We start from the raw sequence: 18,548 nt of genomic DNA, 5'->3' as shown, positions 1-18,548 counted from the left end.
GTCATCCATGTCTTATTTTTTTTCGACCAGATGCTTCCAGTATCGTTTAGGGACGTGTTGCAAATGTAATTTGATGTTCCGGCGCGAGGGAATATTTACATGTTTGAAATAATCTTTCCACAATCCCTGGTACAACGGTTCCGAATCGTGAAGTATATTCCGGAAGTTGCAGGAAGTATGGGTTTCCTGTTTGAGATCCAGTATTATTTCCGATACTTTTTCCTGATCATAATAAATCCCATACTTACGTCTGATATCATAAATCAGCCAGTTTTGATCTGCATAGCGTTCTTCAAAATGCTTGCTTAGGAGTGGTATTACATCAAAATCGGGCTCGATAACGGCATAATAGAGGTCGTCCGAAGTACGCTGGAACCTTACGAAGGCTTCCATCCGGTGTTTTTCCCGGTATACCATTTTAGAAATCTGGTTTATTTTCAGCACATCAGGATGTCCGTATGCCTGGTGCGGAGATTCTGCCCCGGAGAAATAAAATTGTACACATGAAAGTATGGTAAGCTCCACTCCCTTCATTTCCGATAAAAAGCAGCGGTACAACTGTATACAATTCTCCGAAGGTACTTTTCGGCGGAGCCCTTGCCACACCCTTGCTGCTTTTTCGTCATCGGAAATAACGTCTGCCTTTTCAGCAAGGAAATTCGTTTGGCATTCCCTGCCGTGCACCTGAAAGGAAGTTACCTGCCATTTTTTTGCGAAAGTTTCAAAAACGGCAGTGAGCAAACCTGGCCAGGTGCCGTCGTAACAAACGGCGACAGGCCTACCCGAATAGATTGTATTGACGGCCTCCATTTTTCAAGAACTTGCTTCGTGACTCGCTGAGAATAAACTGTCGGATTTTGGCTTCGGTATAGTCTTTACGGTCTGCTGCCGGGCTGTTACAAATGATAAAGTACTTTGCCCGGTTGACCGCAATACCTATTTTTTTGAGATGATCCCAACCCAGACGGTTGAAACGCCTGGCACCTATTATTTTCTGTGCCGATTGCAGCCCTATTCCCGGAACCCGCAGAATGAGTTGTAAATCAGCAGTATTAATGTCTACAGGAAAGTAACCCATGTTTCTTAAAGCCCAGCTCAGCTTAGGATCAATTTCAGGATCAAGATTCGGGTATTTTTCATTGAGCAGTTCCTGTACCTGGAATCCATAGAACCGCATCAGCCAGTCGGTCTGGTATAATCTGTTCTCTCTTAAAACGGGTACCTCGCTGCCAAGCCCTGGCAGGCGAGTATCGTTACTGATGGGTACATAACCTGAATAATAAACCCTTTTCAGATTAAAGCCTGTGTAGAATTTATGCGCTGTATGCATAATATCTTTATCACTCTCGCCACTCGCCCCGATGATCATTTGCGTACTTTGCCCTGCTGGCGCAAAAAGTGGTGCAGACTTGAAGATCCGGGACTCCTCCTTTGTCCGGATGATTTCCTTTTTCAGGTAATTCATCGGTTCAATCATGTCTTTGATATTCTTGTCAGGAGCCAGCAGTTTAAGTCCGCTTTCTGTTGGAATCTCAATATTAACACTGAGCCGGTCTGCATATAATCCGGCCTCATGCATCAGCTCATCACTGGCTCCGGGGATGGTTTTGAGGTGGATATAACCATTGAACTTATTCTCTGTACGTAATTTTTTGGCAACGGAAACCAGCCGTTCCATCGTGAAATCGGCATTTTTGAAGATACCGGAGCTGAGAAACAATCCTTCAATATAATTTCTTCGATAGAAATTCATAGTGAGATCCACCACCTCCTGAACCGAAAATGCGGCCCTTTTGATGTCATTACTTTTTCGGGTGACACAGTAGGCACAATCAAAAATGCAGTGATTGGTGAGCAGAATTTTAAGAAGCGAAACACAGCGGCCGTCTTCTGTATAGGTATGGCAGATGCCGCTTCCGGTTGCCTCTCCTAGGCCTTTATTATGATTTGTTCTGTTGCTCCCACTGGACGAACAGGATACGTCATACTTAGCTGCGTCTGCAAGAATCTGAAGTTTTTCATGAAGTCGTTCCGACATACCTCTTCCACGGATATCTTTTAAATGATATTTTTAATATCATAAAAGTAGTCATTGTTTGATACTTTTGATAATTAATCCCGTTGGATTCTAAATTTTTCCGACGGCAGGAAGTTATTCTTTGCCATTTCATTGGTACCTATTTTTCCGGATACCCTTATTTGTTGTCATGCATGGAATATCCGAAAATAAAAAGCCACCACTAACTTGTAATGGCGGCCGAAATTCCGGAGGTCTCAATGGGTTTTTTACAAAGCGAGTTGTTTGCGAATCACCGAGCTAAGCTCATCAATTTTGAAAGGTTTTGTCACAAAATCATCGAAATGGCAATCTATGATCTCCTGGGTCGTTTGCGCAAACGTATCCGCTGTGAAAGCAATAACAGGCGTTGCAGCCAGCCCGGGAAAGGACTCACGGATGACCTGCATGGTGGTAATACCATCCATGACGGGCATTTGCAAATCCATGAGTATGAGGTCATAGGAGCGCAGTTTCAGCGCGTCCAGCATTTCCTTCCCATTGCTGCAGATCTGGAAATCGGCATCCCATTTTTTTAACAAATGCCTGAGTAAAAGCTGATTAGCTAAAATATCGTCAGCTGCTATCACACTGTAACCTTGAAGGGAAAAAGGAGCGTTTTTATTGGCGGAGTCAGCAGCAGGTGCAGGCAATCCTTTTTTGAAGGGAAGCGATACGCAAAAATTACTGCCCACGCCCAGCTCACTTTCAGCGGTGATTTCACCCTGCATGAGCTCGGTAATTTTGCGGGTGATACTCAGGCCAAGGCCAGTGCCGCCAAAATACTTGGATGCATTGTTATTGTGTGCCTGGGAAAAACTTTCGAAAATGAGGCTCAGATTGTCCTCGGATATTCCTATACCGGAGTCTCGGACGCTGATTTTTAAATGAATTTCCTCTTCGGATTCGTCTGTCAGCAGCACCGAAAGATTGACAAAACCTTCGGACGTAAACTTAAGGGCATTCCCAAGCAGGTTAATCAGAATCTGATTCAGGCGATAGGCATCTCCAATCAGTATTTCCGGAATGTTCTCATCAATATCAAATATAAGTTTGATACCCTTTTCCAACGCTTTAAGCTCGAAAGTCCTGTAGAGGAAGCCCAGTTTCTCGCGCAGGTCGAATTCGAAATTTTCCAGACTGAACTTCCCTGCTTCGATCTTTGATATATCCAGAATGTCGTTCAGGATAACCATCAGGTTATCAGCAGAATATTTGATTGTATTAAGGTGCTGTTTGTCTTGCACAGATAAATTACCGGTCAGCAGCAGGTCGGTAAATCCGATGATCGCATTCATGGGCGTACGGATTTCGTGGCTCATGGTAGATAGGAAGTCTGACTTGATCTTTGCAGCCTGCTCGGCATCTTTTTTTGCCTGTATCAGCTCCCGTTCGGCCATTTTTCGGTTGGTGATGTCAATGGCTGTTCCTAAAACCTCTTTCACCTCGCCATTCTCGCTGCGCCGGAAGGGTACTTCCCGTGTAATAATCCAGACTTCGGAACCATCCCGGTGTTTGAGTCTGAATTCCTTTTCCAATACTTCGCCATCCTGAAGAGAATGTCTGATAAAATGATAATGTTTCTGGAAAAGCATTTTGTCCTGATTGTCGATAATCAGGGAAAAAATATTTTTATCGTTATCAGATAGCTCGTTGCTGTTGTAACCCAGTATCGTCCATATTTGCTTGTTGTGAAAAATGTTAGTCCATTTTTCTATGTCAATGACATAAATGATATTGGGAGAAAGTAAAGCAACTTTGTCAATGAATTCCTCTTTCTCGGCAAGTTCCTGCCGGGCTTGCTGCCGCTGCTTTTCTACCTCCCTCATACGTTCCATGGTATGGAACATTTTGGAAAGTTTTTCAGCATTTACTTCCGACTTGGGGATGTAATCCATCGCGCCTGCCTTCATCATCTCCACGGCGATCTTTTCATCACCGTGCGAGGTAAGGATGATCACCGGAAGCTGCGGTGCGGCGCTTTTTATCTTCCTGAGCAGTTCAAGTCCGTTGGTTTTAGGGAGTTGATAATCAATAAAAACGCAACTTGGAACCCAGGTTTCCAGTACTTGAAGGGCTTCTTCGGCATATTTACATACTCTGATCTCCTCAATAGCGATATGGCTTTTTTTGATAGCTCGCCTGAATTCCATTGCATCAATGTGATCATCTTCGACAAGCAGCAACGTAAAGGGTGTCATAAGGTATTACCGAAAGACAGTTTGAGCATAATTATTCAGGATATTCACAGAGTGTCCAGTAACTGTTCAGTGTGGATACTGCCGCAATGAAACGATCCATTGAAAGCGGCTTGAGTATATACCCTGCAACGTTCAGATTGAATGCATCTATTTTGTCACCATCTTCGTTGGAAGTTGTCATAACAAAAACAGACAATGTGCTGAGTTCTGGGTCTTGCCGGATCTCCCTCAAAAATTCTATTCCGCCCATACGTGGCATATTGAGGTCCAGCAATACAATTTTCGGTTTGGGTATGTCTGTAGCAGGAGCGCGCAGGACTTCCAGCGCTTCCAGGCCATTATGAGCGATTTGCAGCGGATTGGAAATATTATTTTTTTTAAAGGCCCGCTTAACATTCATAATATCGACTTCATCGTCTTCTACTAATAGGATGGTCATCGGAACAAGATTTGTAGTGAACATTTTCTTTTTATTTAAATTTTCAATCTGATATACGGTGGGTTATTGTTGGGATTCTGCTTCTTTTAACTCATTTTTCGGCCAGGTGAAATAGAAAGTCGTGTACTTGCCCATTTCGGACTGGATGCGGATGATTCCGCCTTTTTCCTGCACGATTTTTTTCACAATGGCCAGGCCAACACCGGTACTTTCCACTTCATCGCGTGACTGGAGAGTCTGGAAAATGACGAAGATCCTTTCATGGAATTCGGGGCTGATACCTGGTCCGTTATCCTTAACATAGAACTCAACCGTGTCCGACGTTTCTGTCCAGCCAATCGAAATGGCTATATTTTCTTTGTCGTTGTACTTTATTCCGTTAGAGATAAGGTTCTGCAGGATTTGCTGAAGTGCTATTTTTTCAGAAAATATTTCCAGTGCCTCATCTCCTTCCACATCAAACCGGATGAACTTTCTCGGCGCCAGCGTCTCGCACAGGTCGTCGACCAGAGGTTTGACCATAAATTTTTCCTTATTAGTCTTAATCCTGCCAGCTCTGGAATAGGACAATATGCCGTTGATGAGCCCTTCCATCCGGTGCACTCGTCCCCGGAGCAGCCTGAACTGGTCCTTGGTATCGCCCCCCAGCATATCTTCCAGATCCTCTTCAATCCATTCCGAAAGATTATTGATGGCCCTTAAAGGTGCTTTCAGGTCATGGCTTACAACATAGGCAAACTGGTCTAGCTCGGCGTTGATTCGCTCCAGGTCACGGGTATAGGCTTTCAGCTTTTTATCAGCTTCCACCCGCTCGGTTATATCTCTTATGAATGACAGAACATATCCCTGGTTATTATTTTCATAGTATTTAACACTGGTCTCTACCGGGAAGGTACTGCCGTCTTTTCGGGTATGCACCCCACTGAGGATCATTTTGGAGGTATTCCGCAGGTTTTGCAGGTAAGTTTCCCACTCTCCCGCTTCTTCGAAAATTTTCTCTATTTCACTGACATTAGATCCAATAATTTCGTCTCTGGTTTTGCCGAGGCGACGGGCTGCTTCATGATTCACAAAAAGTATCACCCCGTTTTCATCCGATACCTGCACCGCTTCGCCGGATTCGTTAAGCCATTCTACCAGCCGATTGATCTCAGCTTCCTGTTCCTTGCGGGAGGTAATATCTACCAGTGTGCCTATATATCCGACGAGTTGATTATCCGGTGATATGTGGTGGCTCAGCGATACGCCCAGCCACTTCTCGGTATGATCGGCTGTCAGTATCCTGATGGTTTCGTCAACGTTCTGTAATTCAGATTCAAAAATGGATTGTATCTTACTCAGTGATTCATCAGGTAAAGGGAAATCCACCCATTTTTTATTAAGGCTTTCTTCAACTGTATATCCCGTGACAACTTCCCAGGCGTTGTTCAGGTATCTGATGTGCCCCTCTCGGTCCAGCTGAACCAAAACCTCTGAAATACTGCCAACCACTTCTTCAAGCCTTTTGCTGGTAATGGCGGCTTCCTGTGTTTTTTCCTCGGCGATACGCGTCAGTTCCTTATTGGCCTTGAACAGCTCGCCGGAACTCTGCTCAAGGATATGCTCTACTCTCGCGATATCATCCTGATATTCTATGTAAGCCTGGTTGACGGATGTCAGAAAGTCCTGTAATGCAGGGTTTTCCGCAAGTTCTGGAGGGAGTGATTTTCGTATTTGCCGTTTAAGAAGACGATGAAAATTGGTATCTGTCGGATCTAAGGTTAACATTTTAGTTATTCTCTAAATGTAGTAATAGTCATCGTTTGGTTGTGTAGTTCGCAACTGGTATCACGGCTGAAGGGAGCCAGTTCGCCATAAGAGTAAAACCCGGTTATAGCCGGTTTTCCCAGTACCTGCGATACACTTTCCACCTCCTCTTCTATCATTTGTTTCAGCACCAGTTTACGGCCTACACAACTTACCAGCAAAGCAAATTCGGGATTGTCCATTCCTTCCGCTGCTACTTCCGCTGCCTCCTCGGCCCCGTTGATCAGCCTGTCGTTATTGGCCTTCATAAGCTTTACAAAGGAACCCTGTGGGATATCCCCTGCAAAAGTGAGGCTTTTTTCTTCTTCATTAATGCCAAGAATCGTCCTTACCACAGGTGTCCGGTCTTCCTTGTCGCGCATGCTCAGCGGAAATAACAACCCCGATGCGGGAAGTTCCCGGGCCTTGTCTCCCAGAAACGATTTATACAAATCCAAAGCCGGCTGTCCATCTATTTCATAAAGGATATTTTCTTTTGAACGGGTTACCATTCTGTCGAGGCCAAAGCTGTCCCATCCTCCCCTTGATCCAAAGCTGATGGACAGCGCCGGGCCGTAGAAGCCAACAGCCATGATACTCTCCGTTGCAACTTTCCCGTCAGGTTCAACTATTACTGTTTTTTCAAAATGTGGGCCATCGCCCGCCAATCCTCCGGTCAATGTAACGTCATCGGCAAGCGCTTCTTGCATGCCCTTCACCAGATCAGTTCCATTGACTTTCAGGCCGTCCGAGAGTACCACAACGTGGCGCAGGCCTTCTACGGGAAGCTGAGAGACAAGTTTTTTTCCCGCTTCGCTACTGCTGAAATTAATTTCGTCGAGGGCTATTTTAGAAGTTTGAACGGTCGTTTTTTCAAATTCAATAGCGGTGACAACAATGCTGTTGTCTTTGACCGATTCCTTCGCAATTTCTCCGGCGGTGGAGCAGCCTGCAAAAACTGCATTGGGGTATTTGCTGGCCAGTTCGTTGGTGAGCACTCCGGTTTCCAGGAGTTCCCGGTTGCCAAAAATGAAAAGCAGTGTCGGTGTCACAGAAAATTCACCGAACGGAACATCCGCAGAGTAGACTAGCTGCTCTATTTTCATGATGTGAGAAAAGTTTAGGTCAAAACGGTTTTGGCAAACAAGATACAAAAAAACTTAATGGAAGAATCAAATACCTGTCAGGTTAATACTTCATTAAACGTAGAATTATTAAAGTTTTACAAGGAATTTGTAGGTGTGTTGGAATATTGATCGCAACACATTTTATTCAAAGGTCAGCTGATAGATGGAAAGGATATACCTTTGATTTTTCTGAATAACTCAACCGCATAAAGGTCTGTCATCCCTGAAACGAAATCCAGTACGGTCTGAATTTTTGCATATTCATCATTTTGTTTGGTGATAAACTGCCGGGGAATAAGGTCAACAAGCTTTTTGCTGTAATGGGAATTGTTGTTCAGGTAAGCCGGAACAAACTCTTCGAGCAGGCCTCCCATGACCTTGTAACCAGCCACTTCGATCTGCACAACGGAAGCGTAGTTATAAATCTTTTGTATGGAAATCTGCTGAATTTCTTTCATCGCCGACCGGTAGGGCTCAGGGATACTTCCGATCAGGCTGTCGTTAAAATTACCATCCAGTATGGTCTGCTGTTCGTTGTAAAACAGATCAGAGCAATTGGCGATCAAGGTGTTGATCGATTTGGCCCTTAAGAGGCTGATCTTTGCATCAGGATCTTCAATGTCGGTCAGGCGAGCCGGGAGGTTCGGGTCGTTGCATAGCCTTAACAACAGGGTTTCAACTTCCTGATAGGACAGTATCTTAAGGCGGTGTGCATCTTCCAGGTCAATAATATTGTAGCAAATATCATCGGCGGCTTCTACCAGATAAACAAGCGGGTGACGTTTATAAACAAGTGGGGTTGCACTGACCTGCTCAAGCTGAAGCTCTGCGGCAATTCTCTGAAATCCCGCCTGCTCGGACTGAAAGAATCCGTACTTTTTGGTGTAAATATTGGCCTTGTTATGCCCGGCCTGAGATTCACATGGATACTTGGCTATGGCCGCCAGCGTGGAATATGTGAGGGCAAAACTACCGTAACCTTTCCCTGCATAAGGATGGGTCAGGATACGGAATGCGTTGGCATTGCCCTCAAAATGGACCAGGTCCGCCCATTGAGCGTCGGTTACGGCACTTTTATATTTTAGTCCTGCACCATCGGTAAAATAATGGGAAATTGCAGCCTCGCCGGAATGCCCGAACGCCGGATTGCCAAGGTCGTGCGCCAGGCAAGCGGCTGCTACAATGTTCCCGATTTCGCTGATCAGCGGCAGGCGGTCGTCCAGGCCGGGTTCGTCCTTTTTCAGTTTGTTGTAAAAAATTCTTCCGAGCGATCGCCCTACACTGGCAACTTCAAGGCTGTGTGTGAGCCGGTTATGTACAAAAACGCTGCCCGGGAGCGGAAATACCTGGGTTTTATTCTGAAGCCTTCGGAAAGGAGAGGAAAATATCAGTCGGTCGTAATCACGCTGAAACTCGGATCTTGCCTCGGTCTGATCTTCAATATACTTATCTTCGCTTCCCCATCTTTTGGCTGATAGTAATTTTTCCCAATTCATCTGTCTGTCGGTAAATACCGCGCAAAACTAATGCAAACGGGAATAAATATATCGTGCAGCACAGGCTTTCTGTCATGTGCTATTAAATTGAGAAACATAACAGGTATTTTTGACCTTAAACGTCTTTTATCCGATGAGGTATCTGAATTAAAAGACTTCTATTTTATGAAAAAAATATTTTTACTTCCCCTGCTTATCCTGGAATTTTCCGGTGTGGTATCCGGGCAGAAACTTACGGCGGGACAAAAGGATTTTAATAAAAAAATGACGCTGGCTGCTTCTGAGTTTGTTAAAACGCTGGATCCGGCGGCGGCGAAGGAAACGCTGTTACCTTTGGATGATGTTATCCGGTTCGACTGGAACTATACCCCCCGCCCGCGCAAGGGGATAACTTTCAAGACCATGACTCCTCCTCAAAAAAATGCCGCTATGGATTTGCTGAAAGTTGTTTTGAGTGCCGATGGATACATGAAAGCCGGACAGATTATTGACCTGGAAAATGTTTTACGGGTAGTGGAAAGTCGGCCGGCCAATGATACCTACCGCGATCCGGAAAATTATGCATTCCTTGTTTTTGGAAATCCCGATCAAAAGGCCTGGGCGTGGCGGGTGGAAGGGCATCACCTGTCGCTTCATTTTTCTTCCGTGGACGGAAGGGTTACCATTACTCCGGGATTCATGGGTAGTAATCCGGGAACGGTACTGGCCGATGTGCCTCAGAAAGGGCGCTCTGTATTGAAGGAAGAACAGCAGTTGGCCTTTGACTTACTCCATGCCCTAGGGCCCGAGCAGCTGAAGACAGCACTCCTGCATACCAAAGCGCCTAATGACATGCTTACTACCAATACCCGGAAGGCTTCTCTTGATAAAAGGGAAGGGCTGCGGCTGTCGGAAATGAGACCGGAGCAGCAAGCCATTTTCAAAAAACTCATTCTTTCGTACCTGAACCGCTATCATGTTACACTGAAAAACCAGCAGTGGGAAAAGTTGGAAAAGGAAGGTCTGGATCAGATATATTTTGCCTGGATGGGGGATCAACAGCCCGAAATAGGTCCGGGGCACGGGCATTATTACAGAATACACGGTCCTTCTTTGCTGATCGAATTTGATAATACACAAAATGGGGGGAACCATGTTCACTCCGTAGTCAGGGATCTTGACAATGATTTTGGCGAAGATCTTCTCAGGGCGCATTATGAAAAAGCCCACGGCAAATGAGTTTTACAAATGCGACAACATTTCTCCAACAACAGTTTTTAACCAGTAGTACCCCTAAATGCCCGAGCCGGTTCATCGCTATTTTATCATCAACAAACCTCCCGATATGGTTTCTCAGTTTGTAAGCCCCGACAAGGTAGGGCTGCTGGGAGATCTGGACTATGAATTTCCGGAAGGAACGCATGCCGTTGGTCGGCTGGATAGTAATTCGGAAGGTTTGCTCATTTTAACTACCAATAAAAGGGTTACCAACTTGTTGTTTCTGGGCGATGTCCCGCACAAAAGGGTATACATTGTACATGTGGCACATGAGGTAACCCCTGAAACCCTCGAATTGCTGCGAACGGGAATAGAAATACGGATTAAAGGCGGAGTGAATTACCGTACCACGCCCTGTGAAGTGGATATTGTGACTATGCCGGTGGGGTTGGCGTCGCGGTATGCAAACGAACGGAAAGTTCCGGATACCTGGCTACGCATTACCTTAACGGAGGGGAAATACCATCAGGTGAGGAAGATGGTGCGCACTGCGGGTCACCGGTGCAAACGGCTGATCCGCGTAAGCATCGAAAACCTGGAACTGGGAGATTTGCCTCCGGGAGGGGTAAGGGAGATAGAAGAATCGGATTTTTTCGAAAAACTGAATATTGATCCGAACCAATAATAACGGGGTATTCCGACCGGTAATATACAGGTGGTACCGTTTGTCAAAAACAAAAAGTTGGTACTCAACCAGGGGTTAGTTTTATGCCTAACTGAACGTAACGACTACTGAACCACAGCGTATGAATTTACTTGGAAATATTATCTGGCTCATATTCGGAGGATTTCTTGTATTCATTCAATATATGATCTCCGGCTTTGTACTTTGTCTTACCATTGTCGGAATTCCTTTTGGTGTCCAATGTTTTAAGATTGGCTTACTTACGTTGTTTCCATTTGGAAGGCAGGTAAGGGAGGTTCGGGGAAATACCGGCTGTTTGTCAACAATTTTCAATATCCTCTGGATTGTGCTTGGCGGGATATGGATTGCGCTGACGCACCTTTTTTTTGGTATACTTCTTGCAATTACCATTATAGGCCTGCCTTTTGCAAAGCAGCATTTCAAACTGATGAGCCTTTCTTTCACTCCCTTTGGTAAGGAAATTTATTGATGGTATATCGTTCGGACATGATGAAAGCAGTCGTAATCACCGCCCCCGGCGTTCCGGAGGTACTTAAACTGGTAGAAAGGCCTAAGCCGGAACCCGGGACGGGGCAGGTACTCATCCGGGTAAGGGCGGCTGGAGTAAACCGTCCCGATGTATACCAGAGAAAGGGGAATTATCCGCCGCCTGCCTGGGCACCGCAGGATATCCCCGGTCTGGAGGTATCCGGTATCATTGAAATCTGCGGGGATACCGTAACACAATGGAAAAAAGGTGACAGCGTTTGTGCCCTTGTAGTCGGTGGCGGGTATGCGGACTACGTCATTGCGGAGGCCGGGCATTGTTTGCCTGTTCCTGCTGGGCTGAATTTTGCGGAGGCAGCTTCCCTGCCTGAAACGGTTTTTACCGTCTGGCACAATGTGTTTCAGCGGGGAAAACTGGCAGCGGGAGAAAATCTGCTGGTACATGGCGGCACTAGCGGGATCGGGATTACGGCAATACAATTAGGGGCGGCCATGGGCGCAAAGGTTTATGCCACTGCCGGAACGCAGGAGAAATGCAAGGCATGTGAGGAGTTGGGGGCAGTGAAATGTATTAATTATAAAACAGAAGATTTTGCGCAGCAGCTCGCTCCAGTTGGAATGGATGTGATCCTGGACATGGTAGGAGGAGATTATATCTCAAAAAATCTTCATCTGCTGCGTCCGGAAGGCCGGCTGGTTTTTGTTAATACCATGCAAGGTAACAATGCTGAAATTGACTTTGGTATGGTCATGCGAAAACGCCTCACAATCACCGGAAGTACGCTCCGCAACAGAGACAACGATTTTAAATCAAACCTGGCAGGCGAAATTCTTAACCAGGTGTGGCCGCTCATAACCAACGGGCGTTTCAGGCCTGTCATATACCGCGAGTTTCCATTGGAACAAGCCGCCGGTGCGCATCGCTTCATTGAAGAGGGCAGCCATATCGGGAAAATTATTCTGGTTAACGTATCATAGTTTAAGATGGAGAAAAGCGTTTAAGCCGGATTTTAGGGCAGTACTCACTCACCTATTATTCCGGAATTGATTTCATGATTTACGTTTTTCTTTTGTATCGCTACATCTTTCATAAGCTTTCCTATTTTTTTCTTTCATCCCTTTCTGTTTTGTGTGAAACTGTTTAAGGACAGGCAATAGCCCGAATGAACAAAAAAAAGGTAAAACAGCAGATGCAATGTCAAAGTCTGCAGTTAAACTTCTTTTACCGCTCTGAAATGTTTCCCCTTAAATTTCTCTTTTCCGCACTGATAGCACTTCTGACTATTTCGTATGTCGTGGCACAGTCAAAGCTTGTTTACACACAGGATATCAAAACGGATGTACCACTTCCCGGAGCAATTGGGAAGAATGTGTTAAAACTTTTCCTTTCACAACGTGATGTAGTTGCCGTGATGGCCAACGGGGTTTTTCGTTACCGTGATGGATCATGGAGCGGACAGGAGCAGGACAAAGTTTGGGGTACTGCTGCACTGGATGGGCAAGGGAACGTTTGGCTTGCGGGAGCGCGGTCTGTTCAGCCGCCACAGGAGCATAAAGGAATAGTACAACCACCCATGGCTGAAACGGACACCATTCACTGTATGCTTTGGGATAACAAAAAATTATTGGTAGGTACCAGTACCGGAATGCTGATCTGGGACGGGAGCTGGAAGCCTTTTCAGGATATGAATGGGGCAAGGGTAAACGGTATGGCCAAAGATGCCGGTGGCAGGCTTTATATAGCTACAACAAAGGGGCTTTGGCGGCGTGAGAGCGAACAGTGGGTTAATCTGGATAACACGCTCATGGCCAGAGGTAATCAAGAACGATATTATGCGCTGGCTGCGGCCAATAGCGGCAAGGATCTGATTTACAGCAGTCCGTGGTCAGTCGGCAGTATTGCTGCGGACGGCAATCACTGGGTGGCGACTGGGGCCAATGGACTACCTTACGGCCCGGTTACCGTGATACGTCCGGGAAAAAATGATATCTGGATGGGTACAAACAAGGGAGCCATCAAAAAAGATGACAGCTGGCACTACTACCAGGGAAAACGATGGCTGCCCGACGACCGGATCAACGATATTCTCATAGTAGATTCGTTGCGGGTCTGGATTGCAACGCCAAAAGGGATTGTACAGATCAAAAAACAACCCATGACTTTGCAACAAAAGGCGGACACTATAGAAAAGGTTATCGCTTTGCGCCACAACCGGCGGGGGCTCATCAATCAGTCGATACTGAAGGTACCGGGGGATGTCAAAACCAGTTATGTACAAAATGAGGATAACGACGGGCTGTGGACCTCCTGCTACCTGGCTGCGGAATGTTTCCGTTATAGGGTTACCAAAGATACAGCCGCAAAAGCCAATGCGATCCGGACTTTTGAAGCCCTGGAGCAATTGGAAACCGTAACCGGCATTTCGGGATATCCGGCCCGTTCCTATGCTGCCTCTACTGACCCAATCACTCAGTCCCGCTCGCCGCACCCCAAGGTATGGCATCTTTCGGCAGATGGGAAATGGTACTGGCTGGATGATACCAGTTCTGACGAAATCACGGGCCACCTCTTTGTCCTGCCCCTGTTTTTTGACATGGTGGCCAATCCCGAACAAAAAGAAAGGGTGCGGCGGCTGATCGGACGTATTGCCTCTCACGTTATTGATAACAACTACCACCTGATCGATTTTGACGGGAAGCCGACCCGCTGGGGTATCTGGCATCCCGACTCTCTGAACCGTTCGCCCAACTGGATGTATGAACGCGGATTGAATTCTTTACAAATTCTTTCCTTCCTGAAGACAGCTTCCCATTTTACCGGCGATCCTAAATTTGAAGCGCATTATCAGTACCTGGTCACCAAGCACGGATATGCGCAGAATACACTGGAAGCCAAAAAGTATGGCCCTTTTGAAACCAGTCATTCTGATGATATTCTTAATTTTTTTCCTTACTACAATTTACTCAGATACACCCGGAATGACCCAAATAGGTATATATACGTCAAAAGTCTCGTCAGAAGCTGGAACGCAGTACGCAGTGACCGGATGCCCGTCTGGAATGTGTTTGCCAGTGCACTGCTGAACCGGGATTGCGATCTGGCCATTGCACTGGAAGAAATTCAGCAATATCCGATTGATCTGGTTAACTGGACCATGGAAAACAGCCACCGCTGGGATTTGCCGAAGGATCCGCTTCTGAGCAGGTCAGGAATGGTGCAGTCCATTCGCCCCATCCCTACACCAGAAAGCAACATTTCGCGCTGGAATACAAATCCAAAACATTATGACGCAGGAAATGGCGGTAAAACGGAAGACAGCGGCAGCTATTTCTTGTTTGCTTATTGGATGGGCAGACATTACGGGTTTTGGGAATGAGGGGAATAAGGTTTTCTCCAGCTTCCGGCTGCAATATTTCTGCACCGGGGTTACCGATTTTACAAGACAAGTTTTTTAATCTCTCGCAGTGGAATCAGGATCTAATCCTTGCCAGTGCGCCTCGTTACCTCTGCCAGAATCGAAATTGCTTTGTTCATCTCGGCTTCATTCATGTTTCCGAAACCAAGCCTTACTGCCGAAAGTTTTCCTGTCTGAAAAAGCAGCGTTTGGGGAAGATGCAGGTTGTATCTCAAACATTCACGGCTGATGCGCAGTAAATTCACGTTCCGGGTCCATTCCGTCCACACCGCCAATCCCCCGGGTGGCGTATGAAAAGTGATATGCTCCTGAAAGTTATCATGTAAAAGCTGGCATAACTCGTCCCGCCTGGCCTGATAAATTTTCTGGGCTTTTTTCAGATGCCTGCGTATTTCACCTTCATGAAGCATTTCTCCCAGAGCCTGTTCCATGACCATATCGCCCTGCCGGTCAATAATCCTGCGCAACTTGGCGAGTTCGGCAATCAGGTTTTGGGGCGCAACGATATATCCGCAGCGGAGCCCCGGAGCCAGTGCTTTGCAAAACGAACCGATGTAAACGACCATGCCGGAGCGGTCGGCACTGGCCAGCGGCAGAACCGGACTGCTCTGATAATGAAAGTCATAGTCATAATCGTCTTCCAGAATGATGAAGCCATATTGAGCCGACAGGTTCAGTAGTTCAATCCTTCTTTCCGCACTCAGCGTTACTGTTGTGGGGTAATGGTGGTGCGGCGTAATGTACAGCATCCTGACCTTTGATGTAACACAAAGCTTTCGGACAGCCTCCAGAGAAATACCGTGCTCATCTACCGGAATGGAGCGGATATGGGCACCGGCTTGCTGGAATATCATATTGGCTACGTAATAGCTCAAATCACCCACCAAAACGGTATCTCCCGGTTCAAGAAGCAGCATGGATACCAGGAAAATTCCCATCTGAATGCCGCGTGTGGTGAGAATGTTGGATGTACCAGGCTGGAGTCCGCGGGTATCGTTGAGGTATATCGCCAGCTTATCCCTGAAATATTCATTGCCTTCCACATGAGAATACCCCAGATGTTTACGACTGTTGTTCCTGCGCAAAACACTGGCATACGCTTTGGATAATTTGTCCAGAGGGGCCAGGCGCACGTCGGGCAGGCCGTCTGTAAATTCCAGGTCTGCAGGTGAGAGTGAAACGGGCCTGTCGAGCAGCATACTTTGTTTAAATGCAAACCCCGTGTGCCCAGGATAGGTGGGCAGAGTTCCCGAATGGAGTGGGAGTGTAGTAGTATATGTTTCTGTGGTTCTGCTACTTACGAAAATTCCTTTGTCAGGGATCACTTCAATCCACCCCTGTGCGTCAAGTTCGTTCACAGCGGCAACAACCGTTTTTCGATGAACGGTCAGCCTTGCAGCCAGAGTCCGGCTGCCGGGTAGTTTTACGCCGGCACGCAATATTCCCTGCTGAATGGAAATGATGATCTGCCGGGCAATTTGCTGATACACCGGCGTTTTGTTTTCACGGTCGATGGTGATCAGACTTTCAAAAGGAATTTCAACCGGACTACTCATTATATCAAAACCGGAGCATGTTAACAGTCCGGTAAGATAATACTTTTGCCGGTGATACTCACTGTCAATATTCCTGCTAGCTCTTTGCAGGTGTCAGGAACGTTTTACTTTTATTGCTGTATATGAAAAATATGTTACTGAGATACGCTTTGTTTATTTGCTTTTTTGCTGTTCAAAATGTTACCGCACAGGAAATCGCGCTGGACCCGGTTACTGTTACTTCTTCGCTAGTGGAAAAACGTGCGTCGGAAACCGGGCGAAATATCGCGGTGATTAAAGGAGATTATTTTCAGAATCTGCCGGTTAACAGTATTGACGAATTACTCCGTTATGTGCCGGGCCTGGAGATTCAGGCCCGTGGGCCGATGGGCTCACAGAGTGATATCGTTTTACGCGGAGGTACCTATCAGCAGGTACTGGTAGTGCTGGACGGGCTTCGCCTCAATGACCCCAATACCGGTCATTTTAATAGTTACATTCCCATAGCACCGTCAGAAATTGAACGGATTGAGGTTTTAAAAGGAGCATCTTCTGCTATATATGGTTCCGAAGCGGTAGGTGGCGTTATCCATGTCATATCCAAAACTTTTGCGGCTAAGCTCAATCAGGAAAACAGCCGGAAAGGTATAGTCAAATCGGCGGTTAATGCCGCCGCCACGGCAGGGCAATATGGATTATGGAATATGAACGCAGGGGGCTTTGCACAAACCAACCGGCTCGCAATTTCAGCGGGCGTTCAGTCCAACAATGCCGATGGTGTCAGGCAGCGCGGAACAAATGGTTATTTTCATAACAACACGGCTTCCCTGTCTGCAAATTTTAACCTGTCGCCGCATTGGCATATTGCGCTGAGATCATCTTATGACAGCCGCGATTTTTCTGCGCAGAACTTCTACACCACTTTCGTTTCGGATACCGCAAATGAGCAGGTGAAAACTTCCTGGAACCAGTTGAAAATTGGTTACAAGAAGGGCAGGTCTGTTGTTTCGCTTGATGGGGGGTACAAGCATGTGAAGGATCAGTATCTCTACAATACAGTATCGATCCGGAATGAGAGTCTCTCGGAACTGTGGCAGGGACTATTGTTGTGGCAATTGCAAATATCTCCCAAAACCAGTCTGGTATCAGGGGTTAATTATCAGAACAAGGCTATCTCTTCCAACGACCGAGGGGAGCATACCATCGGCCAGGTGGCCCCTTTTGTAACGTTATCACATCGCTTCGGGGAATATTTTACGGTCAGCCCTGCGCTTCGGGTAGACTGGCGGGAGCATATTGGAACAGAAACGGTTCCTCAGATAAATCTTTCTTACAAAAGAGATGGCTGGCAGCTGAGAGGAAGTGCCGGAAAGACCATTCGTGATGCGGATTTTACAGAGCGGTTTAATAATTATAATAAGGTACTCGTAACCGGCGGAAGTGTAGGGAATCCTGATCTGAAAGCGGAGCGGTCATTCAGTTACGAAGCCGGAGCGGACTGGTTCCCGAAGAATAACCTGAAACTCTCTGCCACCTATTTTCAACGGCTCCACCGTAACCTAATCGATTTCGTAACTACGCCCTATGCCCAAATGCCCCGTAAGGATAACCTTTCACCCACCGGGACCTTTGCGCTGGCTAACAACATAGCCTCGGTGAATACAACCGGTGTAGAAACCGATATACAGTTTACTCAAAAAATGGAAGGTAGCCAGAGCCTATGGTTTAATGCCGGATTCACTTTGCTGAACAGTGAAAGCAGCAATCAGGTGCCTTCTTTTTATGTATCATCCCATGCTAAATTTCTGGCCAATTTTTCAACACTTTATCAGGTAGGGAATTTCTCGGTCAGCATTAGTGGTATCTGGAAAAATCGAACCGCAAGAGCGGCTACGGCTATTGAGGCAGCCGTTTCCAAAAACTATTATGTCATGAATGCCAAAGCGGAGTATGGATTTCTAAGCCGAAAAATTGCTGTTTTCGTACAGGCTGACAACTTGTTTAACACCCGCTACAGCGATTTACTAGGTTCCCGAATGCCCGGCTCCTGGTTGATGGGTGGAGTGAAATTTAACTGGTCAAATAAGTAAGCTACTTCTCTCAA

General features: G+C 46.4%; 14 protein-coding genes. 6 read left to right on the top strand and 8 right to left on the bottom strand.

Going from position 1 to position 18,548, the window contains the following annotated elements:
- Positions 1 to 12: 12 nt before the first annotated feature.
- The 7 genes from KOE27_RS19625 to KOE27_RS19595 all read right to left on the bottom strand — a co-directional run bounded on the left by KOE27_RS19625 (position 13) and on the right by KOE27_RS19595 (position 9,104).
- The gene (locus KOE27_RS19625; RefSeq protein WP_215240504.1) at positions 13 to 810 is read right to left on the bottom strand and encodes a TIGR03915 family putative DNA repair protein; all 798 of its coding nucleotides are present in this window, start codon (positions 808 to 810) and stop codon (positions 13 to 15) included.
- Positions 779 to 2,038, bottom strand: coding sequence for a putative DNA modification/repair radical SAM protein (locus KOE27_RS19620; protein ID WP_215240503.1), 1,260 nt, complete (start codon positions 2,036 to 2,038; stop codon positions 779 to 781). Before KOE27_RS19620 ends, KOE27_RS19625 begins: the two co-directional genes overlap by 32 nt.
- 248 nt (positions 2,039 to 2,286) lie before the next feature.
- Positions 2,287 to 4,257 (bottom strand): response regulator, encoded by a 1,971-nt coding sequence (locus tag KOE27_RS19615; RefSeq protein WP_215240502.1) that lies wholly within the window; start codon positions 4,255 to 4,257, stop codon positions 2,287 to 2,289.
- A gap of 31 nt (positions 4,258 to 4,288) precedes the next feature.
- The gene (locus tag KOE27_RS19610; protein WP_215240501.1) at positions 4,289 to 4,720 is read right to left on the bottom strand and encodes a response regulator; all 432 of its coding nucleotides are present in this window, start codon (positions 4,718 to 4,720) and stop codon (positions 4,289 to 4,291) included.
- A gap of 39 nt (positions 4,721 to 4,759) precedes the next feature.
- Positions 4,760 to 6,463, bottom strand: coding sequence for a sensor histidine kinase (locus KOE27_RS19605; RefSeq protein WP_215240500.1), 1,704 nt, complete (start codon positions 6,461 to 6,463; stop codon positions 4,760 to 4,762).
- Between the two features lie 5 nt (positions 6,464 to 6,468).
- Positions 6,469 to 7,587, bottom strand: coding sequence for an FIST signal transduction protein (locus KOE27_RS19600; protein WP_215240499.1), 1,119 nt, complete (start codon positions 7,585 to 7,587; stop codon positions 6,469 to 6,471).
- 173 nt (positions 7,588 to 7,760) lie between these two features.
- On the bottom strand, positions 7,761 to 9,104 hold the full coding sequence (locus KOE27_RS19595; protein ID WP_215240498.1) for a deoxyguanosinetriphosphate triphosphohydrolase: 1,344 nt from the start codon (positions 9,102 to 9,104) through the stop codon (positions 7,761 to 7,763).
- A gap of 165 nt (positions 9,105 to 9,269) precedes the next feature.
- On the opposite strand from KOE27_RS19595, the gene KOE27_RS19590 reads away from it, so the two are divergent.
- The 5 genes from KOE27_RS19590 (at position 9,270) to KOE27_RS19570 (ending at position 14,870) form a co-directional block, all read left to right on the top strand.
- On the top strand, positions 9,270 to 10,322 hold the full coding sequence (locus KOE27_RS19590) for a DUF3500 domain-containing protein (protein WP_229252841.1): 1,053 nt from the start codon (positions 9,270 to 9,272) through the stop codon (positions 10,320 to 10,322).
- Positions 10,323 to 10,380: 58 nt separating this feature from the next.
- Positions 10,381 to 10,986, top strand: a complete 606-nt coding sequence (locus KOE27_RS19585; protein ID WP_215240497.1) for a pseudouridine synthase — start codon at positions 10,381 to 10,383, stop codon at positions 10,984 to 10,986.
- 121 nt (positions 10,987 to 11,107) lie between these two features.
- Positions 11,108 to 11,476, top strand: coding sequence for a YccF domain-containing protein (locus tag KOE27_RS19580; protein ID WP_215240496.1), 369 nt, complete (start codon positions 11,108 to 11,110; stop codon positions 11,474 to 11,476).
- 17 nt (positions 11,477 to 11,493) lie between these two features.
- A complete protein-coding gene (locus tag KOE27_RS19575) occupies positions 11,494 to 12,471 on the top strand; it encodes an NAD(P)H-quinone oxidoreductase (RefSeq protein ID WP_310590071.1) in 978 nt (325 codons plus the stop codon).
- 257 nt (positions 12,472 to 12,728) lie between these two features.
- Positions 12,729 to 14,870: a ligand-binding sensor domain-containing protein gene (locus KOE27_RS19570; protein WP_215240495.1), complete on the top strand. Its 2,142-nt coding sequence runs from the start codon at positions 12,729 to 12,731 to the stop codon at positions 14,868 to 14,870.
- 101 nt (positions 14,871 to 14,971) lie between these two features.
- Here the strand turns inward: KOE27_RS19570 and pdxR are convergent, their stop codons facing one another.
- Positions 14,972 to 16,465 (bottom strand): MocR-like pyridoxine biosynthesis transcription factor PdxR, encoded by a 1,494-nt coding sequence (pdxR, locus tag KOE27_RS19565; protein ID WP_215240494.1) that lies wholly within the window; start codon positions 16,463 to 16,465, stop codon positions 14,972 to 14,974.
- Between the two features lie 122 nt (positions 16,466 to 16,587).
- Here pdxR and KOE27_RS19560 point away from each other — a divergent pair, with 122 nt between their 5' ends.
- The gene (locus KOE27_RS19560) at positions 16,588 to 18,534 is read left to right on the top strand and encodes a TonB-dependent receptor plug domain-containing protein (RefSeq protein ID WP_229252840.1); all 1,947 of its coding nucleotides are present in this window, start codon (positions 16,588 to 16,590) and stop codon (positions 18,532 to 18,534) included.
- Positions 18,535 to 18,548: the final 14 nt, after the last annotated feature.

This window comes from Dyadobacter sp. CECT 9275 (genome assembly GCF_907164905.1).
GTDB lineage: Bacteria > Bacteroidota > Bacteroidia > Cytophagales > Spirosomataceae > Dyadobacter > Dyadobacter helix.
The sequence above is the reverse complement of the archived record's forward strand: the minus strand, read 5'-3'. Positions and strand labels throughout refer to the sequence as shown.

Bases quoted from the DNA above. Each gene is read 5' to 3' on its own strand.
- KOE27_RS19615 (WP_215240502.1), bottom strand. From the start codon at position 4,257: ATGACACCCTTTACGTTGCTGCTTGTCGAAGATGATCACATTGATGCA.
- KOE27_RS19610 (WP_215240501.1), bottom strand. From the start codon at position 4,720: ATGTTCACTACAAATCTTGTTCCGATGACCATCCTATTAGTAGAAGAC.
- KOE27_RS19595 (WP_215240498.1), bottom strand. From the start codon at position 9,104: ATGAATTGGGAAAAATTACTATCAGCCAAAAGATGGGGAAGCGAAGAT.
- KOE27_RS19620 (WP_215240503.1), bottom strand. From the start codon at position 2,038: ATGTCGGAACGACTTCATGAAAAACTTCAGATTCTTGCAGACGCAGCT.
- KOE27_RS19605 (WP_215240500.1), bottom strand. From the start codon at position 6,463: ATGTTAACCTTAGATCCGACAGATACCAATTTTCATCGTCTTCTTAAA.
- KOE27_RS19600 (WP_215240499.1), bottom strand. From the start codon at position 7,587: ATGAAAATAGAGCAGCTAGTCTACTCTGCGGATGTTCCGTTCGGTGAA.
- pdxR (WP_215240494.1), bottom strand. From the start codon at position 16,465: ATGAGTAGTCCGGTTGAAATTCCTTTTGAAAGTCTGATCACCATCGAC.
- KOE27_RS19560 (WP_229252840.1), top strand. From the start codon at position 16,588: ATGAAAAATATGTTACTGAGATACGCTTTGTTTATTTGCTTTTTTGCT.
- KOE27_RS19575 (WP_310590071.1), top strand. From the start codon at position 11,494: ATGATGAAAGCAGTCGTAATCACCGCCCCCGGCGTTCCGGAGGTACTT.
- KOE27_RS19585 (WP_215240497.1), top strand. From the start codon at position 10,381: ATGCCCGAGCCGGTTCATCGCTATTTTATCATCAACAAACCTCCCGAT.
- KOE27_RS19625 (WP_215240504.1), bottom strand. From the start codon at position 810: ATGGAGGCCGTCAATACAATCTATTCGGGTAGGCCTGTCGCCGTTTGT.
- KOE27_RS19580 (WP_215240496.1), top strand. From the start codon at position 11,108: ATGAATTTACTTGGAAATATTATCTGGCTCATATTCGGAGGATTTCTT.
- KOE27_RS19590 (WP_229252841.1), top strand. From the start codon at position 9,270: ATGAAAAAAATATTTTTACTTCCCCTGCTTATCCTGGAATTTTCCGGT.
- KOE27_RS19570 (WP_215240495.1), top strand. From the start codon at position 12,729: ATGTTTCCCCTTAAATTTCTCTTTTCCGCACTGATAGCACTTCTGACT.